Source organism: Arthrobacter endolithicus (assembly GCF_026627425.1).
In the GTDB taxonomy this organism is placed as follows: Bacteria; Actinomycetota; Actinomycetes; order Actinomycetales; family Micrococcaceae; genus Arthrobacter_M.
In genome coordinates this window covers 94,444-119,293 of record NZ_JAPNLH010000013.1, presented here as the reverse complement: position 1 = coordinate 119,293, position 24,850 = coordinate 94,444, and the positions used below count along the sequence as shown (strand labels likewise).

Sequence of the window (24,850 nt, the reverse complement as noted above, 5' to 3'; positions counted from 1 at the left end):
ACCCCGAAACCATGATTTGGAGGGGAAAAAACTGGCCTGATTCTTAGCGCTCTTTTGGCCTGAAACGAGCCGCTAACTCGGCCTACATTCCTAGCTAAAACGGCCTACAAATAGTTGATCACACACACATGGAGCACGGCGCGACCTTGATGGCGGTTCACGCGACCTCCTACGACTACACACGCCCGGGCAAGCCGGACATTGCCTGGGACGATAAGGAGGCGAAAGAGGAACTGATTTCGGGGCTGGTCACCGACGCCCTGGCACTGCTGGGCGCGGTGGACCCGGGCACCCTGGAAGAGGGTTCCCCGGCGTATCAGGCGTACGTGTTGCTGGCGCTGGTTTCGGGCCAGGACGTGGAGCCGGCCGAGGGCTCCGACGGCACGGACGGGCGGTGGCGGATCGCCCGGAAGGTCGCCCCGGACCGGATCGTTTCCACCGTCGATCCGCAGGCCCGGCACGCGCACAAGTCCCGCTCCGTGATGATGGACGGCTTCAAGGGCCACATCATCGCCGAACCGGAGACCGGGCTCTACACCAACGCCGTGATGACGAAGGCCGCCGGGCCCGGTTCCAGCGACGCGGACGCTGGCATCGTGCTGCTGGGCACCGATGAGACCATGCAGGATCCGGCCGTGGATTATCAGGTGCTGGGGGACTCGGCCTATGGTTCCGGTCCCATGCTTGAGACCCTCGACGCGGCCGGGCACCGGGGGCTGGTCAAGCCCAAGCCGCTGCGCCCGGCCGTGCCCGGGGGCTACGACCTGGACGACTTCACCCACGACGAAGCGAAGAACACGCTCACCTGCCCGGCCGGTGAGGTCCGGAAGATCAGCCCCCGGGGCAACGTGAACTTCGGCACTGCGTGCAAGGCGTGCCCGTTGCGGGAGCAGTGCACCAAGGCCAAGGGCGGACGGAAAGTTGTCATCACCAAGCACCACGCCCGCCAGCGCGCCCACCGGGCCGCCGCCCGCGAGCCCGGTTTCAAACATGACTACCGGGCCTACCGTCCCCTGGTGGAGCGGTCCATCGGCTGGCTGGTCGCCGGAGGCAACCGGCGCCTGCGATACCGGGGCGTGGAAAAGAACAACGCCTGGCTGCAACAACGAATCGGAGCGTTGAACCTTCGGCGACTGCTAAAACTCGGCCTCACCAGCCACGACGGAGCCTGGGCCCTGGGATAACCGGCGAAAAGGACGGCCAACAACGGCCACGGACCAAATCCACCCCGCCCGGAGCCGCAGACGGACCACACGCCCCAGAAAATTCACTCAGCAGATTTCCGGCGCCCGAAAACCAGGCCCGCAGCAGGCCGCCCAAGGCCACTTGAACGGTGGGGAACCCAAATCCACTGCCCCGAATTGCCCCTTGTTCAGCGCACTCCTAGGTCCGCAGCTCGGTCGCGGTGTTTTTCCAGAGGGGGATGACGCGTTCTTTGCGGCCCTTGCCGTTTAGATGCATGGCTGATTGACGTTCCAGTAGGACATCGCCTACGCGCAGTGCAGTGATTTCCGAGACGCGGGCGCCGGTGTTGTAAGCGGTGGTGAGCATGGCCGCGTCACGGCACCCGCTCCAGGTGGAGCGGTCCGGGGCTGCCAGGATCGCGGTGACCTGCTCACGGCTTAGCCTTGATCCACCGATCGGCGGCCGGTCCCGGACGTAGTTCCGGGCTGGCTGCGGTGAGGTGTTTTGGGCATGGATTGATCTCCGGCACCCTCCACCGATTCACCGGCGCCACCAACATCGCCAAAGCCCTCCGCACCGCCGGACGCAACCCAAAAAATCGCCCGCAACCTCATCGGACTTTGAAATGACTCTGGGAGTCTTGGCACGTCGTGGTGCCTCCGATTAGATTGAGCATGTGCGTTCCTTACCACCCGCACTCCCATGCCAGGCTGATTGAAAGTTGTTTCACCGAGGGAGGGAACCCCAGGACATCAACAGGTTTCAATCATTACTCCTTCGTCATGCTGCAGCTGGCGCGACAGATGAGTCAGGGATCACGAATTTTGACATTTGGGGGAAGCGTCCCCGATCCTTATGGGGCAACGTTACCGAGCTGTTATCTCTATTGGAGCACTTCAATCTCTAGGTTCGCTCCCTCTTAAGGATCATTATTTATGGAATCGAGTACTTTTTCGCGCCGCAGCGCCTTGGGGATGGGCGTAGTAGCGGCACTAGGCATTGCCGGGGTATCGGGCGGACGCCCCGCTGCAGCGGCTCCGGCGGATTCGGGCACTGTACGTCCCACGGGTACCGGGTATGTTCGCTACGAGGACTTGTATAAGCCTGGTGATACAGTTTCAGCCGCTATGGCCCGCCTGACTCAGCCTGCCATTATCACTTTCCCCGAGGGTCGCTTCGAGTGCTCGGACTTCGGCACCGGTTATAACGCAGGGATTTCCATCCCCAAAATCGCCAAGGGAATTTGGGGCAGCGGACGAGGAACCGTGGGCGGCAGCACAGGGACTATCTTTACTATCCGTGAGAACACCTCCAGCAAGCGTTCTCTGGTCCCGGCGCAGAGCAGCGGAGGGACGACACCGACCACTGTGATGATGCACTCCGGCTCTACTTCGGGCGCAACGTTTGGTCAGTTCCAGGTAGCAGGAACGGAGCAAGGACATATATTTCACGGATTTGCCGTCTATAACCCAGGCGGCGTAGTGGCAGTCACGGATGTTTTGGTCACCGGATGGGCAGGAAACAACGGTGCGCCACCCGGGGAGACTTTCGGTCTGACCCTTCACGGTGGATCCAATAATACGCTGACGCGAGTGGAAGCCGACGGACGGCGTGCGGAAGGTGGGCCGTCGTTTGGTGCCGTCGGACTGACCTACCAGGATACGGTTGGCGGCAGTATGGTGGACTGCGTCGCCCATCATTGCGTCGCCAACCCCGTTGTTCTGTTCCAATCCTTCAACGTCATCACTGAGAACATTAAGGTTGGGCGGGCCGACGACAACGTCCGAGGGGTTACGGCCGGAAGCGGGATCAACCACGAGCGGACGTCAGGCTGCGAACATCGTAACCCTACGATTCTGACCCGCGAGACCCGCCGCGGGGTTCATATGACCCACTCGAACGACAAGTTCACCCTAACGCGCGGCGGCGTTGCTCACTCAAGTGCCAACGGCACCTTAAAGGTGGTCAATCCGACGTACAACGATATTTGGGGGAACAATAAATTCTATATCGAGACGTGGTCCCCATACTGGACGGGCAATACGATGACTACTGCCAATCCTCCCCTAGTCGTGAAATCCGATGACAAGACCAAAGTGCCGTACAAGTGGGCATTCTCGGGTAAGCAGTACAACATCGCATAGGACGAGACTTGTTGACTCCGGACCTGCCGCAGCTTCTACGCTGCGGCAGATCCAGCCAGCTTCCGACCGCTCTCGGTCAAGGACCTTGGAGATCTACTGCGGCAGGCCCACTTTCTACTTGGCTCTCTAGGTTTCGCCGGCGCCGCAGGTCGCGGTGGACGTACCAGAGATTCGGCAGCACTTGGCACAGTGCCACTGAAATTGCAGATCCCAGGATCGGGCCGGCGGCACCGACAAGTCCGATGAGCCACCAGGACAGGGCCAGATTTATAGGGACCAGAACCAAAATCGGAATGACTTGGAATCTAAGACCGCTGCGATCAGTCATGTACATTCCTACCGGGTACTTGGCCGCTTGCAGCAAGACAAATATTACGAAGCCCAGAAGTATCCATGGGTCCAAAATGATTTTGCCATCCGAGATGAACCTGACCAGCCACGGTGAGACTGCTGCCATCATTCCGGAGAGAACCAGGCCGCCTGTCGCGAACCACATTGTCGGTACCAGGGGTGACTCAATCCGGGATACCGACCTGGCTTTGGCGTAAAAAGGCCAAAGGGCGATTCCCGCAGCGGCGATTGTCTGAAGGATCATGCCAAAAAGCTGAGATGCTAGGTTGTACTGTGCGAGCTCGGGTCCGCGAGTGAGATGACTGAGGAGCAGTCTGTCGCTTTGCATGGCAATCGGTAAAGCGATCATCTGCAGCAACATAGGCCAGGCCAGGTGTACAACGCGAACTCCCGGATCCCGACGGAACCGCACGATCGACCTGATAGCCGAAGCCAGCTGGGGATGAATCAGGCGTCCAGCAATCACCAGGCAGATAACGGAGTTCACAGCACTTGCCAGATAGGAAAAAACGGCCAGGTAGCTGCCAGCCGGTGCGGCAACAGCAATCGCTATCGCGACGGCAGCGAGAATCAGGGGAGCGACCACCACCTGGCTCATGACTTGGGTACCGGTTCGTTCCAGTCCGACAAGAATCCGCTGTCCAACAGAAAGCGGAAGGGCAAGAGCGAAAATTGCCAGACACGCGAATGCGGCGAGGCTGCCTCCGTTTGCCTCAAGCCCGTTTCCCAAAAGCAGTGGCCACCAGCCGAAGATCGAGATAAAAGCTGAAATGGCGATGATTAGGCTCCCGGAGATCAGCAGGATCCGCAGTGCTGTGAGGATTGAACGCCTAACCTGTTCATCTTTTCGGGGGGACTTCGATTCCGCAATGGCGTTGATGACAACTGCGGCGATGCCGAGATCGGCAAACGGGAGCAGCGTCGGGAATGATGAGAGCAAACCGTATTGGGCGTAAGCATCAGTTCCGAAATGCGAAATGATCAGTTTGCTGGTGATGACGGCGAACAGACCGGTCAGTCCCATAACGACGACTTTGATTCCAGCGGTGGTTCCCAGTTTCGCCCACAAGGAGGTGCCGGCAGTGTGTGCCTTAGACGGATCGTTAGACGTGATGTTTGACAATCTACATACCTAAGGGCGAGCCATCGAAAAGCCAGGCATCCGCTGCTTGCCTTCCATCCACTTTAGGCAATACGGCATAAATCTCGTCCAAGTCGGGCATGCCCGCCAGTTGCTGACAGATCGCGGCGGCGAGAGTGATTGGTGAGCTCTCGGGGGAAACGGTTGAGTGCCCGTTTTCGTGCAGCCAAGTGGCCAATCCGGTCTCCGTGCTGGTCACGACCGAACACCCGTGTGCGAGTCCCTCCACAATGGGCAAACCGACTTGCTCCCGCCAAGCAGATGTTGCTTGAGAAGGCAAGACCAAGACATGTGAACGCTGGAGCTGTCGGTGGATTTCCAAGCGGCTCGGATCAATGGCGACTTCGATTTCGGCACTCTTATCCGCCGCCGCTCGAGCCAGCGACTCCATCACACCTTTCCCCACAATGGTGAGTTTGGCACCGGGCCGTTGCCGCACAACCTCAGGCCATGCCCTCAATACAAGAGGGAATCCTTTACGCTCAGACAGATCTCCGAGATAGATGACGCGGTCTTGTTCCTTAGGGATGTCTGATCGACAGCGGCAAGGGGAGGGAAGCGCAGGGATGAGCGTCTCCCGTAGTCCCGGGGGTCGATGCGGCAAAACCCCATCGTACATGACCATTGCAGCCGCAGTTCCATAGGCAATCCGGTCCACACGCTGCCAGACCATGGCTGCCATGGCACGCTCGACGCGTTTTCGTAGTTGGCTTTTCCACGTCGACCTCACGATTTGGGTGAAAGGGTCGGCATTACCAATGGCATAGGTGACCACCAAAACATGCGGACCTCCTAGAAGCTCGCGTAATCGTAGCCCCAACAAGGCCAATACCGTCGCTGGCAAACTGGAAAGCATCAGCGGCTCGTTAATCTCCAAAGACCTTATCGCAGACGTTGACAAAATCAGGGCGGCTTCAAGCCGGCCAGCCTGTATGACGTCCAGTTCGGCGGCGAGACTCGTGTCAAAATCGTATCGTCTTTTCCGATAGAGAATTGAGGCCGGTTGAAGTTCGTGAGCGCGCTCTAAATGCGCTGTCCGAAGCGACTCATAGAGTCGCGCGCGTGTGAATTTGAGTCGATTCCTCGGCACAGGCCCTCCTTCCGCGAGCTGTATTTCATCTCTGGTCGGGCAACCGGTATGGTGTATGCATTCGAACACTCATGTGAAGTTGTACCGTGAGGCATAGTTCCATTGGCGAAGAGTTTGAAGTGGAGGCCCAATATGGCCAAACGAATTGTCGTTCTCCAGTCCTTCCCGGTCCCCAGAGAAACCACCAACCCGTACATCACCATGTTGTGGCAAAGTCTATCCAATATGGACGGCTTGGCAATCAAGAATTTTTCTTGGCGGGAAGCCCTCTTGGGGCGCTACGACATCTTTCATGTTCACTGGCCGGAAATTCTGGTCACAGGGCGAACCCCTGTGCGGAAGCTGGGCCGCCAGATTCTATTCATCTTGTTGCTTCTGCGTTTGAGTTTTTCCCGGTCCTCTGTTGTTAGAACCGTTCACAACGTGGCCGCCCCGAAGGACATCTCCTGGGTAGAGGAGAGATTGCTGAATTTTATAGACGCGATGACGGCCTACCGCATAGTGCTGAATACCTCGACCGAACTTGCGCCATATCAGCGAGGGGCGCTCGTTGTCCACGGCCACTACAGGGAATGGTTTGGCGGCTATGAAAAACCTGTACATGTTGACGGACGGCTCTGTTTTTTCGGACAGATTCGACGATACAAGGGAGTCGACCGGCTGATAGCCGCGTTTCGACAGATGGAAGCAGAGGAAACAGAGCTGACCCTGCACATAGTTGGACGTCCTTCCTCGGTTGATTTGGACCAAGGGCTGCGTCGGCTCGCTGTCGGAGATGACCGCATTTCCCTGTCGTTGAGGTTTCAATCCGATGCGGAATTGGTCCTTGAGGTGAGCCAAAGCGAGTTGGTAGTGCTGCCCTACGCTGAAATGCATAACTCGGGCGGAGTGCTGGCTGCATTGTCTTTGGATCGGCCCGTTCTCGTCCCTGACAACGTAGTGAACCGCAAACTAGCCCAAGAGGTCGGAGTGGGCTGGATCTATATGTACTCCGGCGAATTAACTGGACTTCGAATCGCGGAGGTACTTCGCCAAGTCCGGAAGGACGACCGGTCCGAAAGGCCCGAGCTGGAAGCACGGGATTGGAGCAACGCTGGCGATGGCCATTTGGTCGCCTATCAGGAAGCATTGGGGTTTACGCGCAGTCACCGGCGGCGGTACTCCTGAAACCGGTAGGCAAAGACCCCTGCCACTATTCCGGCTCCTCGCGCCAGGGTGCGTAGTCCTTTTGCCTGGTGCCGATCGAGGCCAGAGACAAATCCAATTCCTGTGCGTCCGAGTCCCGCGATCATTCGAACTATGCCTTTCCAACTCAGCCGGACCCGGCAAAGATGCTTGGAAAACGTCCGATCCGCAAGCTTGATGGACACTAAGCTCCAGGTATTCCCACTGCTAAAGGCACGCTGCAGCACCCACCTACGGGTTAGCCGCGTGGCTGGCACGATATCTAACACGACGGCCTCATCACACCAGATCATTGCCCCACCACTCTTATGCAACTGCCGGGTAAACATGGTGTCATCGCCCCCCGTGATGCCGAATTCCAGGTCGAAGAAAAGGTCCGCGGAACGCACATGACGCAGATCCAATAATAAGTTGTTAGTGGCAGCGACGGACACTTTCGTTCCCGTCGCCAGTCGACGCCTCTTGAAGAACTCGCCCGCTAGGATCCAGGGCTCCGGCGGATGTTCGAACTCGGAAACCACTGGACCGACGACGGCGGCCGGATGGTAATCCTGATAGGTCGCCAACAGGTGACACAGCCACTGATCCGTTGGTCGCTCGTCGTCGTCGATAAAAACCAGCAGATCGGAACGGGCAGAGTCGCTTAGGGCCTTGTTTCGCGCAGCAGATATGCCAGGCCGGCGTTCGTTTTGGTATCTGACTTGCACCGACGGCGATTGGCTCGCGTAGGCCTGTACGGATGTGCAGGCACCCCCGCGGGGATCGTTGTCGACGACTAGTATTTCGGCAGCCAACTCATCGGATCGCACGCTAATGATTTGCTGCGTCAACAGCGGCAATAAGGCCGCGAGATCCGTGGGTCGGTTATATGTGAGAACAGCAACAGTCAGATGCATGAGGATACTTCGGGCTGAGGTTTCGAGATGTGCTCCATGGCTCCATGTATATCAAACGATTCTGTCCCCGTGGTCGAGTTGCCTCCGGACGTCATAGCAGGGGACAAGGGCACTATGCCGGGCGGTCAAGAAACTGTAATGATACTATTCGCATACCGTCGATCCGGTTCTGCCAGCGGGGTTAATTCAGAACTATTGCAGGTGGCACGGTCAACCCACAGGGGAGACTATGATTCGAGTAGCCGTAGTTGGAATTGGAAAAATGGGTTTGTCCCATCTAGCGATGCTCCGGGCCCATCCTGAAGTTGAGGTGGCGGCCGTTTGTGACTCGGCTAAGTACATTTTAGACGTGTTGGAAAAGTATACGGGCCTTAGAACCTACACCGATTACGAGCTCATGCTTGATGAGGCAAGTCTTGACGCAGTCATCATCGCCACCCCAACCGGAACGCACTTCAAAATGGTGGAACAGGCCATCCGACGACGACTTCACGTCTTTTGCGAAAAGCCCCTGACACTTAACCCATATGATTCCTGGGCACTGGTCGCTCTGTCCAAGGAGTACGGAGTCGTTAGCCAAGTCGGCTACCACAATCGTTTCGTCGCCGCGTTCGGGGAGGCAAAGAACCTGCTTGATTTCGAGGCCATCGGCAGGCCTACTCACATCTTGGCAGAGTCGTATGGGCCAGTCGTACTTCAGGCCAAAGGTGCTACCTGGCGTCACCGCAGGGAGAGTGGCGGCGGTTGCCTCTATGACTACGCCGCCCACACCATCGATTTGATCAGCTGGTACTTCGGTCCACCTGTGAGTGTTGCCGGAACTTTTTGTGGGCATATATTTTCAGAGAACACGGAGGACGAGGTATATAGCACACTCCACTTCGAAGGTGGAAAATCGGCGCAACTCTCAGTGAATTGGTCGGACGAGTCGTACCGGAAGATGACAACGAAAATCACGATCTGGGGAACTGAAGGCCGGATCGCCGTCGACCGACAGGAATGCCAGATTTATCTGCGGGAGACAGCCAAGGTGCCCGAGGGATACGAACCAGGCTGGAATGTACGCTACACGACTGATTTGACGGGACCGGTTTGGTTCTACTTACGGGGAGAAGAATACAGTGCCGAGCTTGACCAGTTTGTACGTAGCGCGGCCGCTGGCTTGGGACTGTCCGAGACGGGACACCAAAACAGTTTTGCGAGTTCGGCCGTCGCAGACTCGGTGATTGACATGCTGATACGGGACGCAGATGGCAGTCAAACGGATCCTAACTTGTCACTATCCGGCCCGTTGGCCATGGACGGGTCCCATCCGAGACGTAAATGGCCGATGGGAAAGCTCTCACGTCGATCAGCCGATAATAGGGGGAATTAAGTGGACAGATTGCTTTTCGGCGACAACCAGTTTTTCGGCGTCAATCATATGTCCGAAGAGAAAGCACGGTCGCAGGCCTTGCGCTTTCAGGATATAGAGGCAGTAATGTCCGTGCTTGATGACGCCTATGATTCGGGGTTGCGGACCTTCATGTGCACTACACACGAACGCGTTGCTGGCATCACTGATCGTATACGGACTGATCCAGCGCGTTATCCGAACTTCGTCTTCTACCCCTGCATGCCATACGCCCATAAGTACGCAAATGCAGTTACGGAAGTTGGTATGCTTGGAGCTCTCAAGCGGGTTCTTCCCGAGGAGGGGCTGATCAAAGCGGCCCTGCGCGGGGGGAAGTCGCTCGCGCGGAAGGATGTCGACGGCATCATAACGTTGCTTGTGGATGCAGAAATGAAAATGTTCCATGGCCTTCAAACGCCGGTGATTTTTCTTCAGAACGTCGTAGTAGACCTATTACTGGGATTGGGTTTCGACGAGGCGTTCCGCATCTTTGACCAACATGTACGCAAGCGCTACGGAGCCGTGCCGGGATTCATTACCATGAATCTGCCGCGCCTGCTGGATTCCTTAGATGGAATCGGTTTGGAAAATCCTATTATTTGTTCCAACATCAATAAAATCGGATTTCGTATGGCTGGGGGTATGCCTGGATATGAGCAGGCGTTACGGGAACGCCAATTCAGGGCTATCGCAATGTCTGTTTTCGCCTCGGGAGCGATAGCACCTCGTGAAGCTCTGGAATGGGTCCGTGGCCAAGGCAATATTGAATCAATAGTCTTTGGAGCCTCAAGCGCCGCACACATTAAATCCACGGTCCGACTAGTTAAAGAGCTGTGGAACCCGGAGCCTGTCGCCTAGCATCTGGTAGCGAATTTGGCTAGCTCGTTTATCGCCATATTGATCTGAGTCCGGTACACCTGAGGGTCATGCCTTCGCGCGGCGCGCAGAGAGTCAATGCGGGCAGAGATAGTGTGGCATTTCCAGTCCTTCGTAATCCGTTCAACAGCGTCTGCCAACGCGCGGGCGTCGTCAATCGGGACGAACTGTGGAGACTCGTATCCTCCGGCCGCCTCACGGAGACCGGAAGTTTGACTCACAACCAAAGGCCTTGCCGCCAGGATTGCCTCCACCGCCGTATTTCCAAAGGGCTCGTCAACCCGCGACGGGACTAGGACAATGTCGGTCTGAACCAGAAACGGCCACACATCGGGCATGAATCCATGAAATCTAACGCTGTGCGTCAATCCAAGCGCCTCGACCTGTCGTTGGAGCTGCTGCTCGTACCACTCGTATCCGGGATACACTGCACCGACAATATCCAGCTGAAGGTTCATGTCCCGGCGCCGTAGTTCGGCGGCAGCGTCGATAGTAACGTCGACTCCTTTCCGGTTGGAGAGTCTGCCGACATACAGAAGCCGCACCCGTCCCTTCAACGAGTCTCTGGTTTCCGTCGGCAGCGGGGGGCCCGGGACCCCGTTGTAAATGACGGTCATCCGGCGTTTCAGATGCGGGATGGCGGACGTAAGTACCCCGGCGCTGTAGTGGCTGTTGGCCACGATGGAAGTCGCCAGCAGCAAGGGGGCGGCCAACGCTAAACGAACGATTCGAGAAGCTGACTGTTCCGCTTCATGGACGTGCGACAAAACCGGACATCGGGTGAGGCGGGCAAGCAAAAACCATAGGGGCACGGTCACCGTGCTCACATACACAACATCCGGACGAACCCTGCGGATCAGCCTCAAGCCACGAAACGCGTCCTTGAGCGCCTCTCCCGTCAACAGGATAAGGCCGACTGGATTGGCTAAGCCTTTTCGCAGCACGGGCGTGGGGCACAGCACAACCGTCGCACCGCAATTTTCCATTTCGGCCACGAGCGGCCCTGATTCGGGAAGGGTGACGATGACCTTCGAGCCCTGTCCGATGAGCCCCCGCACCGTCTCAAGAAGCATCCGGTCTGCGCCATAGAGCTCCGGATTGGGATGGGCAACCAAGACGACGGGAGGCGACTGTGTTTTCATGGTTTTCTCTACCTTCTGGGCCCGCACCTTTGATCTCTTCGTGCACAGCCTATCCTCAAACAGATCGGACAATTCGTAAGCGCTCTCCCCATGAGGGTTACGAACGGTAAGGTGCTCACATGCCCACGAATATGGATTCAAGACTGGCAATCGTTGTAGTGAACTACGGATCCCATCGTCTCTTGGAGACGAACATAGCCAAAGTTTCGGCACACACCCCGGAAGCAGCTGTAATTATCGTCGATAACTTCTCGGACGCTGGCGAACGGGAAGCTATTTGTCGGCTAGCAGATCGGCAAGGCTGGACGCTGCTCACCTCTTCCACAAACATCGGTTTCGGTGGAGGTGTCAACATGGGCGTTTCTGCGGCAATCGAATGTGGCGCACAACGCTTCCTCCTTTTGAATCCGGACGCGTCAATTGGACGGAAAGACCTAACGGCACTCCAAGACGCTGTTGCGGCGGATCCGAAGGCCATGGTTTCGCCCAGAATATTCCGCACAGACGGCACTGTCTGGTTTGACGGATCCGACGTATATCTGGACAACGGCGAGACACGCTCCACTCGGCGTCGGAACAGAACGTCTGGGGCCCGGCTTCGACCATGGTTGACGGGTGCATGCCTGATGATCAGCCGGGAGTTGTGGGAACTGGCTGGAGGGTTCAACGAGGAGTATTTTTTGTATTGGGAGGACGTGGATTTTTCCTTTCGTGTTGTCGCAGCGGGTGGTAATCTGCGTGTCCTCAAAGGCGCCTCTGCGATCCACGATGAAGGCGGTACTCACTTGGAACGATCGCACCAGGCGCGGGCGAAATCGACCCTCTACTACTATTACAATGTCCGAAACCGTTTACTATTCGCGGCGCTTAACCTTCCCCCTGCGGACGTGGCCAAGTGGAGGCGCACCGCAATTCCAGCGGCGTACGATATTTTGCTTCGCGGCGGCCGTCGCCAATTCTTCAGACCTGCAGGTGCCGTGTTAGCCGCTGCACAAGGTACCAGGGATGGATGGAAATTGTCCAAGCGTCCGCCGGGTCTGGGCGAGGAGTCACTGCACCTCTAATTGAGCGAGCGCAGCAGCAATGTCCAAGGACGCATCATGGACTTGGCGGAGCGTCCTCCGATGGGCCCGGCCGCCGTTTGTGTGTCCATCCCCAATGTCCCATTCGTTCATCTGGACGTCCAAGCTCCGGATGGAGCGGAGAATAGCTCGACTGTCAGGGATCACAAGCGGGAGAGAGCCTCGCAGCGCGTACATTTGCGCGGTGAGCTCGCTTAGGGGTCTGTCGGACGCCAGTAGCCCGGCCTCGTTGTTCTCATTCTTCAAGGAGAGCTGCCGGAGAATTACCGCGGCCTCCATGAGAGTGAATGCACGGTGCCTCGCCACAGGATGCAGAACGGCCACGGCAGAACGCTGTTCGACCGAAGCCGTCAGGATCAGGTCCGATTGTTCGATCATGTCCCGGTCCAATCGGCGCGATCTGCGGTCGGCTGGCCAGCTGTCAAACCCGTCCTGGCCTCCCAGCATCGTAGCGGCGTTGCTACATAGAGCCATGCCCTCGGCCGCCCGAACGCCTGCACTTGAGACAGTAATGTCGCTCCGACCTGCTGCAGATAGTCGACAACGCATGAGCTCTTCCGCAAAAGGAGAACGACAGACATTTGCCCTACAAACCACTAATAGCGACACCACAGTGAGGCTCCCCAATGGACTTAAGTAATTTCTAGTAGTCTAGCTCCAAACAAATTTCTCCCTCCAAAGCACTCAGCTTGGACGACTCAGGGCCTATTCCCAGCTCCCAGGATGTATCCTTGGCGGAAGTACCACGGAGGGACCTGAATATGGAGCTGTCAGAGTATGCAGGTGCCCTAAGGCGCCATTGGATGCTGATTGTGATTATCACCCTGCTCGGCGGGCTGGTCGGCTTTGGGGTTTCCCAACTGGCGCCCCGGATGTACAAATCCACCAGCAGCGTGTTTGTGTCAACTCAACAGGGCAACACAACCACCGAACTCGTCCAAGGTTCAACATTCACCCAGAACCTCATTCAGTCGTACGCCCAGTTGACCAAGCTCCCCTCGGTTTTGGATCCGGTGATCACGAAGCTTGACCTCGCGACATCCGCCCAGGATCTCGCCACGTCAATCTCCGTTGATACTCCGCTGAATACAGTACTCATCAATATCACGGTGGCGAATGGATCCCCAGCGGAGGCGGCGCGAATTGCAAACGCCGTTTCTTCGTCCTTGGCGGTGACTGCCCAAGCCCTTTCACCGAAGGCGGCCAACGGATCACCTGCGATTACTATGCAGCAGGTCGCAGAGGCCCAGCCAGCCGTCGGGCCCTTTACACCTAATACCCGGCTGTCCGCGGCGACCGGCCTGCTGATCGGACTGATTCTCGCCATCGTGTATGCCTTGGGGCGCCAGATATTGGATACCCGTGTACGTACGGACGCAGATCTACGGCGAATTTCGGAGCTTCCGCTACTTGGTCGCATTAGTGACAGGGGACGGAAAGAGCGACGCCAGCCGTTATTCCAGGCGGCGCCGTATGGTACGCAGGCCGAATCTTTTCGTCGGTTGGCTGCAAATTTGCAGTTTATGAATCCGGATTCCACAGTGCGAAGCGTGGTTGTTACCTCGGCGCTGCCGCACGAGGGGAAGAGTACGACAGCGATTAATCTGTCGCTTGCGCTTGCGGAGCGCTATGCACGGGTTTTGCTCGTGGATTCCGACTTGCGCCGGCCGCAAATTGCTTATTACTGCGGCATCGAAGGGGGAGTGGGACTCACCACGGTGCTGGCTGGATCAGCAGAGCTGGCCGAAGTAATAGAACCTTGGGGCAACATCCATGTCCTTCCCGCTGGCATAGTGCCCCCAAATCCAGTCCAGCTGACCACATCGGAAGCCATGGCCGCCACAGTTAAGACGTTAACGGAGGACTACGACATCGTGGTGTTCGATTCTGCGCCACTCTTGCCCGTATCAGATTCTCTGGCCCTAACCCGGATAACGGACGGTGCGTTGGTCGTCCTTAAATCGAATTCGACGCGCCGCGGTCAGCTGCGCTCAGCCGTGGACGCTGTCGAAGCCGTCAATGGTCATGTGCTGGGGCTGATCTTGAACCGGGTCAAGGACTCAAAGCGGCACGCCAAGTATGGTTACGAACCGGAAATCAAATCTGCTTCTGGTGCCATTCACAGCGCTGCGGCGGCACCAACGAATTCGGTTGAGGAACAGGTAAAAGCGGAAAGCTCGTCGTGACCGGCGAATGGTGAATATAGCAGCCTCCCGCCGTTCTAAATCGCCGGAGCCTCGTGACATGGAATGGGGTTTGACGTGGCGGCGCGCCACGGTTTCATTGGCTTTCCTTACACTCGTCCTTCTCGGGATGCGGGTACAGTTCAATCACACAATTAGCGTCGGATACGTCGCTGCAGCTATTCTCGCGCCGGTGTGGCTGCCAAAGTTGAAAAAGTACCGCGGTGCGGTTCCACTGTTGCTCCTTGGAGTCCTGGCAGTCATTACCGGTTTCTGGCTGTTGGGCTGGAGTTCGGCTTCCCATCAGCTGGACCAAAACTCGCTATTCAATAATTCAGTACTCCTGATGGGCTTTTTGCTCTCCATAGCGGTGGTTGTCTGGGCGAGGCACCTCATGCCTGTCTGGGTCATTGGGCTGGCATATGGCATGGGTTTACTCCTGGGGGTTTCCCGGGACGGTATGGCTGCCGAAAATCCGTGGAAGTTCGGCTACTCAATTCCGGTGATTGTCCTCGCGTTATCGCTCTGCGGATATGCTGCCATCCGATTTCGGCAGTGCCGAGGCTACGTCGAGATAGGTGTGTTGCTCGCATTGGCGGCAATGTCCGGTCTCCATGATTCGAGGTCGCTGTTTGCCATGTTGGGGCTTACTCTCATACTGGTGGCATGGCAATTGATTCCGATTGGACGAACCAGGCGGAGGTCCGTAACAAAGACGGTTTTGGCCTTCGCCATGCTGGTGATGATCACATACGAAGGTGGGACCAGTCTGCTCATTGACGGGTATCTCGGCGAAGCAGCACAACAACGCTCTGTCGAACAAATTAACCTCACGGGTTCACTTCTGCTGGGGGCAAGGCCAGAAATGGCAGCATCGTACGCCCTATTCCAATCGCATCCCTGGGGTTTTGGGGTCGGAGTGATGCCTTCCCTGGAAGACGTTGCAGTGGCCAAAACGGGGATGGCTGTCATCAACTACCAGCCGAACAATGGCTACGTGGAACGTTACATGTTCGGAACCCATTTCGAGCTTCACTCGGTGGCGGCCGATCTATGGGTATTGTTCGGTATACCCGGTCTGTTACTGGCCGCTGCTATCGTGCTGGTTACGGTTCGTTGGATTATCGTCTCCATTACTCACCGCCGTGCGAGTTCGCTGGTCTTGTTCCTCTGTGTCAATTCGTTGTGGAATGTGTTCTTCAGCCCGCTCTACACATCCATTACCAGTATGGCGCTGACCGTTGGGCTGGCCGTTCTGCCCCGGTTGTTACCATCGCCGGGTGGGGATCCCAAAACATCCACGGCAATGTACGGGGGTGACTGAGTGTGTCAAAACTAGGTAAAATCCGCTTCGGACCGGAAGGATACACAGCGGCTATGGATCCCACAGTGTCGAAAATCGAGGTGAGCCGACGCCGGTTCCTCCTGGCCACCTCCTCAGTCTTTCTGCTTGGCGCATGCGCTGCAGAAGCTCAAGTGCCTCGGACGGCGCCGCGATCTACAGTGGACGGCCTACTGGGGTCTACTCCGTTTTATATTGCACATCGTGGTTCCGGAGACAACTGGACGGAACACACGGAGTTGGCTTATTCCTCGGCTCTAGCGGCGGGAGCCAAGGCGATCGAGGTCTCCGTCCAAGCCACTGCCGACGGCACACTCATCTGCCATCATGACACCAACTTGCTTCGTATGACGGGCGCCGATCTTAATATTGTCGAGCAGACGTACGCAACCGTCGCTGCCCTGCGGACTGATGCCCGTCAATGGCTTGGGCCAGCAACTGCCCCGGAGCGGATTCCACTTCTGAAAGAAGTCCTGGACGCTCACGCGGCGAACAATGTGATTTTTTTGGAAGACAAACAGGGCACAAATACCAAGACTCTTCTCGACCTGATGGACACCTATCGGGATTCAACCAGCCATTTTGTCTGGAAGCAACCCGCAGGGCTCAAGTCGTATCGTGATGCCCGTGAGCGAGGATATAAGACCTGGGGCTACTTCATGGATGGAACGGATGGGCAGTTCCCGAAGTATGCGCCCAATTATGACCTCTTAGGGATATACCATACTGCCTCTGACAACGACGTTCTGACGCTAGTTGGCTATGGAAAACCGACCATTGCTTGGGAGGTCCACACCCGTTGGATGCGGGACCGTCTCATAAAACTAGGGGTGCAAGGTTTGATGTGCGCTAACATTCCTTACGTTCCGAAAGACATAGCCAATGCACATCGGGATACGTTTGCGACGGGCAGAAGAAATTCAGGAGACCTGCCGTCGATCATCAATTGGAAGTTCCAGCCGCCGATTTCTCCGGCATCATCGTCAATAGCACTTGTCGACGGAGAGGATCAAAGCTACTCTATGGGTTCCTTGTGCCCGGTGGCGCGCGAAGCTTATGCATTGGGGTTCCAAATGCGTTGGCCGGATCGCGTGGTTCCGTCCGGGGGGGCGGGTGTAGCGTTCGGCCAGCTGACCGACGAGCCATATCTTCCACTGGCCATAGGCCGGGGTGGGTATCATCTGCTCTTGGATGCCCGCGGGACTCTTACCCTATCTACCCGAAATGACGCGGACGTGAGGAACAGTGTCCTCTTCAAGCTACCTACTCGGCCACCGAGCGCCGGAGAATGGATTGAGCTGAAGGTTACAATAGATCCAACATCTATAAAAATTGCCCGAACGGGCAGCGCCGACTATGTGCGGGTGACCAAGAATACGTCGATCCGCGGAGGATACTTTTCGCTATGTAAGGCGTACAACGGTGAGTTTCCCGTGGAGTTCCGGGCGATCACGATTGACCCTGTTTAGAAGCGCCGCTGAGACCCGTTTAGGATCGTCTACGGGCGTCCAAGCGCACGGTATGTCCAACCCGCTGACCGCCATTTGAGCGGATCAAGACAGTTCCGTCCATCCACGACGACGGGCGTGGCCACGAACCCGGCGACATGGTGGGGGTCAAGGTTGCGGTATTCGTCCCATTCGGTCAGCACCATGATGGCATCTGCGTCCTGGACCGCCTCCTCCACCGTGTATGCAAAGACCAGCTCCGGGAAGCGTTTGGCAGAATTCGCCACGGCCTTAGGATCGGATGCAATCACTGAGGCCCCTTGAAGCTGAAGCTGTGCGGCGACGCTGAGCGCAGGGGAGTCCCGGACATCATCAGAATCTGGCTTAAAAGCCAGTCCCAATACCGCGATTCGCTTGCCCAGCAGGCTACCACCGCAAACCTCCCTCGCTAAATCTACGGTGCGGGCGCGCCGACGCATATTAATCGAATCAACCTCCCGCAGGAAAGTCAGAGCCTGGTCAGCTCCCAATTCGCCGGCCCGGGCCATAAATGCCCTGATGTCCTTCGGGAGGCAACCGCCGCCAAACCCTAAGCCTGCGTTGAGGAAGCGGCGTCCGATGCGGGGGTCGTGACCGATCGCATCGGCGAGCTGGGAAACGTCGGCCCCCGCAACCTCACATACCTCCGCCATTGCATTAATAAAGGAAATCTTCGTTGCGAGAAAGGCATTGGCTGCAACTTTGACCAGCTCAGAGGTCGCATAGTCCGTCATGATCCGGGGCGTGTCGGCATCAAGCGCTGAACTGTAGACGCCATCCAGCACTGCAGCTGCGGGTTCACCACCCGCCGCGATGCCGTAGACCAAACGGTCCGGCGCCAGCGTGTCCGCGACAGCGAATCCCTCCCGCAGAAATTCGGGGTTCCAAACCAACGCCGTTTCTGGAGCCACTTCATGGATCATGGCCGTAAGCCGGCTGGCAGTACCCACCGGGACCGTTGATTTACCGACGACAACATCGCCCGGACGCAGGACCGGAAGCAGGCTTTCAACGGCCGCGTCCACAAAACGCAGATCCGCGCCGTTTTCCCCTTTCTTCTGCGGCGTTCCGACCGCAATAAAGTGCACTTTGCAACCCGCAGCAGCCGCGACATCAGTGGTAAATTTCAGTCGCCCCGAGGCGAGCCCGTCGGCCAGCAGCTTGGGCATACCGGGCTCGAAAAATGGTGCGTTGCCTGCATTCAGTGCATCAACTTTTGCCGCATCCGTGTCGACCCCGATGACCTGGTGGCCCAGATCCGCCATGCACCCTGCGTGAACAGCTCCCAGATAACCGCAACCAATGACCGAAATGCGCATTTTCCTACCTTTGACAGTGGTGACCGGGTTGCAGTGAGTCTAACTGAGCGTCTGGCCACTATGGTTGGGAAAGATCTTCAGTTTCGGACGGATCCCGCAATCGAGTCATGTAACAATGGGGCAACCTTGGATACAGCAGGAAACTCAGCGGCACCGGTGCTTGAGGAGGATCATGTCACACCCCGCTCGTCCACGTAGACCTCTGAATGGGTTGGCAGCAAACGCACGGCACCACCATGGTTTTAGCTCGTTGCCAGGCAATGAAGCCATGCAAAGGCGGGACTGGACCTTAGCCGTGTCGATTGGCTTAGGTGCCACTTTTCTCGCGGCCGCGGGTTCGTGGCAGGTGTCGCTTTGGACGGATGAGTCGGCCACAATTTCGGCATCAACCCGGAGCCTGTCCGAGCTATGGTACCTTCTGCAGCACGTCGATGCAGTACACGGCTTGTACTACATGTTGTTACATTTTTGGATAGGCGCATTTGGACAGTCTCCCTTTTCCCTTCGCTTGCCCAGCGCGATGGCCATCGGGGGCGCAGCCATAGGTGTCTATTGGCTAGGCCGGAGTTGGCACGACCGTCGTCTCGGAGTCGTTGGCGCCTTGGTGTTTGCTATTCTGCCGCGAGTATCCTGGGCCGGCATCGAGGCCCGATCGTACGCGTTGAGCGCGCTTGCCGCCGTTTGGCTGACAGTTGTTCTTGTAGTCGCCTTGCGGCGACACAACGTCTGGACTTGGATGGGATATGCGGTGCTGGTGGCATTCTCCGTCGGCATCAATCTGTATTTGCTACTGCTGGTTGCCTCGCATGGGCTGACTCTCTTGTCATTGCCTGGAATCGGTTGGAGGCATCGTTGGCACTGGCTGCTCGCATCAGCGGCCGGGTCTGCCGTGGCCACGCCCGTCCTGCTTCTTTCGGCACGTCAGAGTGGACAAATCGGTGACGAAAGTCTGAGCGTTCTACGGTGGGCCCGCAACGTCGTCGTCAATCAGTGGTTCCTGGGAGGGACGCCCACAGTGAACTTCCCTGGATCTGTCTTCGAATCGCTGTGGAAACCAGCATCAGTTGCTCTGGCCTGCGTCTGCTGGCTTCTCATGCTATACGCATTATTGCGGATTGTCTGCTCCGATTCGAGGGAAGGCCTCCGGTATTGGCTCTCGTGGCTGCTGCCTCCGATACTGCTTCCTACCCTTGCCATTGGTATCTATTCGCTGCTGGTCCATCCCATGTACAACCCGAGATACCTCACTTTCACCACTCCAGCCATCGCCCTCCTATTGGGTGTGGGGCTGCGTCTCATACAATGGCGGCGGTTGCAGGTATCTGTTGGCATACTCGTGCTGCTGCTCGCCGCTCCGGTCTACATTTCACAGCGACAGCCGTACGCCAAAAATGGGACGGATTGGAACAGCGTGGCCATGTTTGTCCATGAGCATGCTGAACCGGGAGACGGCGTCTATTTCAGCCCGCGCTACCCCTCGAACAGCCCGACAGTCGGATTAACGCTGCGCAGAATTGCAATTGCTTACCCTGGCGACTTTACAGGCCTCAAGGATCTCACAGCAGACGTTTCAGGTGCTGACAGCGGCACCCTTGATGGCTACTCTAAACTGCTGGCGGGATCGATGGATAACGCGAACGGCGTCAAGACCGTTTGGGTGATTCGCCGACTCGACTATCCCGTTGATGCTGCTCGGGCCGACGATGCGCTTCTTCGCGCCGCCGGATACAGTGCCAAAACGGTATGGAAGGGACCATTGGACATCGTGGTGGGTCTTTCGCGTTAAGCAGGCTGCTAAACCGTGGAAGAGTCCGCCATCGCCAGGGTGGCGGACCGGGGGACAATTAGGAATCAATAAGATGACTTAATCGATGAGGGGATATCGTCATCGCTTTGGAATCCGTCGATTCGCGGCCAAGATTAGTCGGCTCACTCTCGACCATATCGACGTCGCCGGAAGCGACGTGCGGATCCGCCTCGGCGGTGAATCCATTGTGTTGCCCGAGCCCCTTGACAGCCTAGTCCTGATGCTCATCGGATTACGGCGAGGCCACGCCCGCGAGCTTCGGCAAGGCCGCAACGAGCAGTTCGGCGGTGATGCCCGTGACGTCGAGGAAACGCAGAAACGAGACCAACGCGCTCACCGTCTTCTTGGACCACCCGGCACTGGAACGTGCCGAGAGTGCCGCGACATACGCGCTGACCTCGGCAGGCGAGTGCTCCTCGAGCCGATGATCCAACGTCCTGCAGAGACTTTCAGCAACATGGAAGGTCACTGGTATCGAGCTCTCGGCAAGACCGCGCTCGGTGACCAGATAGCTGCGATACTGCTCCAGAATCCGTAAGAACTGATCAACAGGTGCACGGGCCTCAGGCACCACGCCGATCGCGTGCAAATACGCGAGCAGAAGCGCAAAATTGACCACCGCTATAAACGTCTTCAACCCCTTGCCCGTCGAGCCGTGACCAACCGTTCCACGCAGGCGGCATCGAGATCGCAGGCGGCCAGATGCTGCTCCCGCAACCAAGGATCCAGCGCTGCGTATTGCCTCAGCCTTCAGCGAGCCGAGTCCGGTGTATAGCCCCTGCCTTCCAGATCCTCCCGGAATCCTTCCGCACACATCGAAAGCGGACCAACATCTCCTGCCGACATTCGCTTCGTCATCTCTGCCTCCTCTGAACGACAATCCCGTACAGAGCAGGCATCAAACGAACACGTGATTATGCCGAGCAATTCAAGCCGCGGCAGCCCCTGACCAGCACTAACACGAGCAGAAGGGCTTATACTCGGCATAATCACCGGCTCGGCATAATCGCTGTTCAAGACCCTAAAATACGGGCCGGACTTCCCGCGCGTCGCCTCCGTCCACGACGCATCAACCTTCATCAGCGGCTTCGTGGAATGGTGCAACCACACCCACCAGCACTCCGGGATCGGCTTTCACACCCCTGCGCATGTCCACTTTGGCTACGCCACCGACATAGCCAAGGAACGCTCGGCAACGCTGGCTGCAGCCCGTGCCAGAATCCCTGAACGCTACACCACCAACACTGGCCCGAAAATCCTCGCACTACACGACGAAGCGTTGATTAACTGAGTATTTGATGCCTTGAGAGCCACCCGATCGTGCGGTTCAGAGCCAGCGATCGTGCGGAAGAGAGCCAGTGGTGGTGTGGTTGGGAGCCACTGGCCCTCGGCCCGATCGTTAAGCGCTGGTGAGGGCGGTCTGCTCCCTCATGTTGTAGGTGCCGGTCTCAACCCAGATCGTGTTGTGGATGATCCGGTCCATGATCGCGTCGGCGTGAACACCGGAGCCGAGCCGCTGGTGCCAGTCTTTCTGCGAATACTGGGTGCAGAACACCGTCGACGTTTCGCCGTAACGGCGCTCCATCAACTCCAGCAGCATGGTCCGCATCGATTCCGTCGGCCGGTCCAGCAACCACTCGTCGATCACGAGCAACGTGAATGCTGCATACTTCCGCAGGAACTTGCCGGCGCCGCCGGTGGTGTCCTGGGCGGCGACCCAGGCTTCCTCGAGGTCGGGCATGCGGACGTAGTGGGCCCGGATTCGGTGTTCGCAGGCGCGTTTACCAATCGCGCATCCCAGATACGACTTCCCCGACCCGGTGAACCCCTGGAAGACGACGTTCTGCTGCCGGGCCACGAACGAGCAGGTGCCGAGCTGGGTCAGCACTTGCCGGTTCAGGCCGCGCTCGTCGAGCAGGTCGATGCGGCGCAAATCCGCGTTCGGATAACGCAGCCCCGCCCGCCGGATCAACCCTTCAACCTTGGAATGCATGAAGGTCGAGTAGGCGTCATCGACTACCAGCCGGACCCGCTCCTCGAACGTCAAACTGATCGACAAGGTCTCGTCCTGGGTATCGATCGCCTCCAGCAGCTCGCCAGCGTTCATCTCGCGGAGCTTGCGTTTGGTCTCTCCATCCAGCGCGCTCATCGGGGGCCTCCGGCGTAGTAGGCGCCGCCGCGGACATAGCCGCCATCATCCGGTTCCGGTTCGGAGGTGTGTCCGGTTTTGTCCTGCCCAGTGTCGAGGATCGGTCGCAAATGGGCGTAGCGCGGAGAGCGGACCTGGCCCCGCAGCGCGAGCTGACAGGCTGCTTCGAGTCGGGCCGGAGGGAACCGGCGCGAGAGGCGCAACACGGCCAGCGCCGCGTCGAAGCCGGCCTCGTCGATGAATACGGTCTCGAAGATCTTCCCGATCACCGTGACGGTCGCCGGTCCCATCCGTGCCGCCCACTCCTCGATCCGGGCCCGATCCCAGGCCAGGAAGCTGCGGCCTTCTGGCAGGTCGGCGGCGTTCGTCTGATACTGGTTCGTTGTGCTCGCTGGCAGCAGCAGGTGGCTGGTCAGGCGCTCATCACCCCGATAGACCTCCAGCATCGTCTCGGTGACGCGAAGGTCCACCAGGGCGCCGATGTGGCTGAAAGGAACGGAGTAGAAGTTCCTCGCCCAAACCACGTGAGCGTTCTTGTTCACCTTTCGCTTGTAGGACCACGAGCTGATCTCGAACGGCGCCGCCGGAAGCGGTTGCAGCAACGGTTTCTCCTCCGTGGTGAACACGCTCAGCCTGGACCCGTCGCGTTTCTGGAATGGCTGCCGATTATAGGAATCGATCTGTTCATAAATCCGGGTGAGCAACTGCGGCAGCGACGTAAACTGCTCATGCCGCAAGCCCGCGATGACCCAGGTCGCGACGTGGGAGACCGTGTTCTCGGCACTGCTCTTGTCTCGAGGGTGTCTCACTCTGCCGGGGAGTACGGCGGCCGAGTAGTGCGCCGCCATCTCCCGGTAAGCGTCATTGAGGACGACTTCGCCCTCCTTCGGGTGGGAGATGACCCCGGTCTTCAGGTTGTCTGGCACCAGGCGCGGGACGCTGGCGCCGAAGAAGGTGAACATCGAGGTGTGGGCGCGCAGCCACGACTCCTGCCGCATATCCAGGCAGGCTTCCACGAACGCATACCGGCTGAAGGGCAGGCAGGCGACGAACAAGTACACCTTCGACATCTCGCCCGTGGCCGGATCCAGCAGCTGCATCGTGGGCCCGGACCAGTCGACCTCGATACTGCGGCCAGCTTTATGCCCGACCCGCGACGTCGCCCCCGACACCGCGGCGTAGTCGCCATAAAGCCGGCAGAACCGGTCATAACTCATCGTTGCCTGCGCCTTTGAAGTCGCGTCAACATACTCCTGATGGAGGAGCTTCAACGTCACCCCGACCCGGGCCAGCTCGGTGTGAATTCGGACCCAGTCTGGCTGCGCGAACACGCTCTCGTGCACCCCGCGGCCCGGAAACAACGCCGCATACACCTCGGCCTCCGGCATTTCCTCGACGTCATCCCAGCCGAGGCCGAGGCGGTCCGCCGAATCAAGCACTGCCTGGACGCTATTGCGGGCGATGCCCTGCGCCGAGGCCATCGCCCTGCCCGACAACCCCTGATTTCGTAACTGCAAGACAAGTTTCGCCTTGATCTTCCGTACCATTACCCGTACTCCTTCCACCACGTGGCCATCACATGGTGGGAGGAGCTTTTCAGGTGGCTCTCAACCACACCAATCGTGGCGCTGAACGACACGATCCGTGGTTTATGGAGGTGGCTCCGACCCGCACCACACGTGGCCCCTCGGAAGCCAATATTCAACTAACCGACCAATGAAAACCACCACAACCGGAGCCGCCTAGCTCCCGTTGGTATGGTTCAACTTGAAAAGTTGCGAGAAGGCGTCCACAACGGGCTCCGCGGTATCTCCAGCTCACTGGGCAGCCAGGATTACTACCGTTTTCGCGTGGGTGTCGGTCGGGCGCCGAGCCGCTCGGACGCAGCAACCCACGTCTTAGAGGACTTCTCCTCACACCGCGCGGGAGCGTGGTTGAGCCCCACAGCGGACATTACGGCCAAGTAAAAACGGTCAGCCTAGGCGTAATATTTGTCATGGCGTGTGATACGTTGTTTCGTGTCTCTTTATTCAACTCACTCTCTGGTTTAAGGCTCCTGTGGCGGGGTAGTCTTCCAA

General features: G+C 57.9%; 21 protein-coding genes and 1 pseudogene. 12 read left to right on the top strand and 10 right to left on the bottom strand.

All coding sequences use genetic code 11. The features are described from left to right. The first annotated feature begins 149 nt into the window (after positions 1-149). A complete protein-coding gene (locus tag OS914_RS12725) occupies positions 150-1,184 on the top strand; it encodes a transposase (RefSeq protein WP_267546432.1) in 1,035 nt (344 codons plus the stop codon). Positions 1,185-1,383: 199 nt separating this feature from the next. On the opposite strand, the gene OS914_RS12720 is transcribed toward OS914_RS12725, so the two are convergent. Then, positions 1,384-1,641 carry a tyrosine-type recombinase/integrase gene (locus OS914_RS12720; protein ID WP_267546436.1) on the bottom strand — a complete coding sequence of 86 codons (258 nt, stop codon included), beginning with the start codon at positions 1,639-1,641 and terminating at the stop codon, positions 1,384-1,386. A gap of 479 nt (positions 1,642-2,120) precedes the next feature. On the opposite strand from OS914_RS12720, the gene OS914_RS12715 reads away from it, so the two are divergent. Next, positions 2,121-3,329: a hypothetical protein gene (locus tag OS914_RS12715; RefSeq protein ID WP_267546431.1), complete on the top strand. Its 1,209-nt coding sequence runs from the start codon at positions 2,121-2,123 to the stop codon at positions 3,327-3,329. Positions 3,330-3,405: 76 nt separating this feature from the next. Here OS914_RS12715 and OS914_RS12710 read toward each other — a convergent pair whose 3' ends face one another. Both OS914_RS12710 and OS914_RS12705 read right to left on the bottom strand, forming a co-directional pair. Beyond that, positions 3,406-4,803: a lipopolysaccharide biosynthesis protein gene (locus OS914_RS12710; protein WP_267546430.1), complete on the bottom strand. Its 1,398-nt coding sequence runs from the start codon at positions 4,801-4,803 to the stop codon at positions 3,406-3,408. A 1-nt stretch (position 4,804) separates the two neighbouring features. Next, complete coding sequence (locus OS914_RS12705) at positions 4,805-5,698, bottom strand: glycosyltransferase family 4 protein (protein WP_267546429.1); 894 nt, start codon at positions 5,696-5,698, stop codon at positions 4,805-4,807. 345 nt (positions 5,699-6,043) lie between these two features. Between OS914_RS12705 and OS914_RS12700 the strand changes: the two genes are divergently transcribed. Further along, complete coding sequence (locus OS914_RS12700; protein WP_267546428.1) at positions 6,044-7,078, top strand: glycosyltransferase; 1,035 nt, start codon at positions 6,044-6,046, stop codon at positions 7,076-7,078. On the opposite strand, the gene OS914_RS12695 is transcribed toward OS914_RS12700, so the two are convergent. Further along, positions 7,057-7,992 carry a glycosyltransferase family 2 protein gene (locus OS914_RS12695; protein ID WP_267546427.1) on the bottom strand — a complete coding sequence of 312 codons (936 nt, stop codon included), beginning with the start codon at positions 7,990-7,992 and terminating at the stop codon, positions 7,057-7,059. The two genes, OS914_RS12700 and OS914_RS12695, sit on opposite strands and share 22 nt — an antisense overlap. A gap of 229 nt (positions 7,993-8,221) precedes the next feature. On the opposite strand from OS914_RS12695, the gene OS914_RS12690 reads away from it, so the two are divergent. Then, entirely contained in the window at positions 8,222-9,367 is a 1,146-nt protein-coding gene (locus tag OS914_RS12690) for a Gfo/Idh/MocA family protein (RefSeq protein WP_267546426.1), read from the top strand. Continuing rightward, on the top strand, positions 9,368-10,243 hold the full coding sequence (locus tag OS914_RS12685) for a hypothetical protein (protein ID WP_267546425.1): 876 nt from the start codon (positions 9,368-9,370) through the stop codon (positions 10,241-10,243). Here the strand turns inward: OS914_RS12685 and OS914_RS12680 are convergent. Further along, entirely contained in the window at positions 10,240-11,403 is a 1,164-nt protein-coding gene (locus OS914_RS12680; RefSeq protein WP_267546424.1) for a glycosyltransferase family 4 protein, read from the bottom strand. The genes OS914_RS12685 and OS914_RS12680 overlap by 4 nt on opposite strands. 119 nt (positions 11,404-11,522) lie before the next feature. Between OS914_RS12680 and OS914_RS12675 the strand changes: the two genes are divergently transcribed. Further along, a complete protein-coding gene (locus OS914_RS12675) occupies positions 11,523-12,467 on the top strand; it encodes a glycosyltransferase family 2 protein (protein WP_267546423.1) in 945 nt (314 codons plus the stop codon). Here the strand turns inward: OS914_RS12675 and OS914_RS12670 are convergent. Then, positions 12,453-13,082, bottom strand: coding sequence for an arsenate reductase/protein-tyrosine-phosphatase family protein (locus tag OS914_RS12670; RefSeq protein ID WP_267546435.1), 630 nt, complete (start codon positions 13,080-13,082; stop codon positions 12,453-12,455). The two genes, OS914_RS12675 and OS914_RS12670, sit on opposite strands and share 15 nt — an antisense overlap. 164 nt (positions 13,083-13,246) lie before the next feature. On the opposite strand from OS914_RS12670, the gene OS914_RS12665 reads away from it, so the two are divergent. Genes OS914_RS12665 through OS914_RS12655 form a run of 3 tightly spaced genes read left to right on the top strand, consistent with a single transcriptional unit; the run spans position 13,247 to position 17,479 of the window. Continuing rightward, entirely contained in the window at positions 13,247-14,671 is a 1,425-nt protein-coding gene (locus OS914_RS12665) for a tyrosine-protein kinase domain-containing protein (RefSeq protein WP_267546422.1), read from the top strand. Between the two features lie 58 nt (positions 14,672-14,729). Continuing rightward, positions 14,730-15,992: a hypothetical protein gene (locus OS914_RS12660; RefSeq protein ID WP_267546421.1), complete on the top strand. Its 1,263-nt coding sequence runs from the start codon at positions 14,730-14,732 to the stop codon at positions 15,990-15,992. Between the two features lie 53 nt (positions 15,993-16,045). Next, positions 16,046-17,479, top strand: coding sequence for a glycerophosphodiester phosphodiesterase (locus OS914_RS12655; RefSeq protein WP_267546420.1), 1,434 nt, complete (start codon positions 16,046-16,048; stop codon positions 17,477-17,479). Positions 17,480-17,508: 29 nt separating this feature from the next. On the opposite strand, the gene OS914_RS12650 is transcribed toward OS914_RS12655, so the two are convergent. Then, positions 17,509-18,816, bottom strand: coding sequence for a UDP-glucose dehydrogenase family protein (locus OS914_RS12650; RefSeq protein WP_267546419.1), 1,308 nt, complete (start codon positions 18,814-18,816; stop codon positions 17,509-17,511). Between the two features lie 661 nt (positions 18,817-19,477). Between OS914_RS12650 and OS914_RS12645 the strand changes: the two genes are divergently transcribed. Further along, positions 19,478-20,602, top strand: coding sequence for a hypothetical protein (locus OS914_RS12645; protein WP_420713948.1), 1,125 nt, complete (start codon positions 19,478-19,480; stop codon positions 20,600-20,602). Positions 20,603-20,855: 253 nt separating this feature from the next. Here the strand turns inward: OS914_RS12645 and OS914_RS12640 are convergent, their stop codons facing one another. Then, complete coding sequence (locus OS914_RS12640; protein WP_267546418.1) at positions 20,856-21,260, bottom strand: site-specific integrase; 405 nt, start codon at positions 21,258-21,260, stop codon at positions 20,856-20,858. A gap of 369 nt (positions 21,261-21,629) precedes the next feature. On the opposite strand from OS914_RS12640, the pseudogene OS914_RS12635 reads away from it, so the two are divergent. Beyond that, positions 21,630-21,914: pseudogene (locus OS914_RS12635) on the top strand (IS3-like element ISAar46 family transposase); the annotation flags it as partial. A 108-nt stretch (positions 21,915-22,022) separates the two neighbouring features. Here OS914_RS12635 and OS914_RS12630 read toward each other — a convergent pair. Next, the gene (locus tag OS914_RS12630; protein ID WP_267546417.1) at positions 22,023-22,772 is read right to left on the bottom strand and encodes an ATP-binding protein; all 750 of its coding nucleotides are present in this window, start codon (positions 22,770-22,772) and stop codon (positions 22,023-22,025) included. Continuing rightward, entirely contained in the window at positions 22,769-24,319 is a 1,551-nt protein-coding gene (gene istA / locus OS914_RS12625; RefSeq protein WP_267546416.1) for an IS21 family transposase, read from the bottom strand. Before istA ends, OS914_RS12630 begins: the two co-directional genes overlap by 4 nt. Before the next feature lie 210 nt (positions 24,320-24,529). Between istA and OS914_RS12620 the strand changes: the two genes are divergently transcribed. Continuing rightward, a complete protein-coding gene (locus tag OS914_RS12620) occupies positions 24,530-24,739 on the top strand; it encodes a hypothetical protein (protein ID WP_324290657.1) in 210 nt (69 codons plus the stop codon). Positions 24,740-24,850 lie beyond the last annotated feature (111 nt).

Bases quoted from the DNA above. Each gene is read 5' to 3' on its own strand.
- OS914_RS12655 (WP_267546420.1), top strand. From the start codon at position 16,046: ATGGATCCCACAGTGTCGAAAATCGAGGTGAGCCGACGCCGGTTCCTC.
- OS914_RS12715 (WP_267546431.1), top strand. From the start codon at position 2,121: ATGGAATCGAGTACTTTTTCGCGCCGCAGCGCCTTGGGGATGGGCGTA.
- OS914_RS12620 (WP_324290657.1), top strand. From the start codon at position 24,530: ATGGTTCAACTTGAAAAGTTGCGAGAAGGCGTCCACAACGGGCTCCGC.
- OS914_RS12680 (WP_267546424.1), bottom strand. From the start codon at position 11,403: ATGAAAACACAGTCGCCTCCCGTCGTCTTGGTTGCCCATCCCAATCCG.
- OS914_RS12660 (WP_267546421.1), top strand. From the start codon at position 14,730: ATGGAATGGGGTTTGACGTGGCGGCGCGCCACGGTTTCATTGGCTTTC.
- OS914_RS12700 (WP_267546428.1), top strand. From the start codon at position 6,044: ATGGCCAAACGAATTGTCGTTCTCCAGTCCTTCCCGGTCCCCAGAGAA.
- OS914_RS12650 (WP_267546419.1), bottom strand. From the start codon at position 18,816: ATGCGCATTTCGGTCATTGGTTGCGGTTATCTGGGAGCTGTTCACGCA.
- istA (WP_267546416.1), bottom strand. From the start codon at position 24,319: ATGGTACGGAAGATCAAGGCGAAACTTGTCTTGCAGTTACGAAATCAG.
- OS914_RS12690 (WP_267546426.1), top strand. From the start codon at position 8,222: ATGATTCGAGTAGCCGTAGTTGGAATTGGAAAAATGGGTTTGTCCCAT.
- OS914_RS12665 (WP_267546422.1), top strand. From the start codon at position 13,247: ATGGAGCTGTCAGAGTATGCAGGTGCCCTAAGGCGCCATTGGATGCTG.
- OS914_RS12675 (WP_267546423.1), top strand. From the start codon at position 11,523: ATGCCCACGAATATGGATTCAAGACTGGCAATCGTTGTAGTGAACTAC.
- OS914_RS12725 (WP_267546432.1), top strand. From the start codon at position 150: ATGGCGGTTCACGCGACCTCCTACGACTACACACGCCCGGGCAAGCCG.
- OS914_RS12630 (WP_267546417.1), bottom strand. From the start codon at position 22,772: ATGAGCGCGCTGGATGGAGAGACCAAACGCAAGCTCCGCGAGATGAAC.
- OS914_RS12695 (WP_267546427.1), bottom strand. From the start codon at position 7,992: ATGCATCTGACTGTTGCTGTTCTCACATATAACCGACCCACGGATCTC.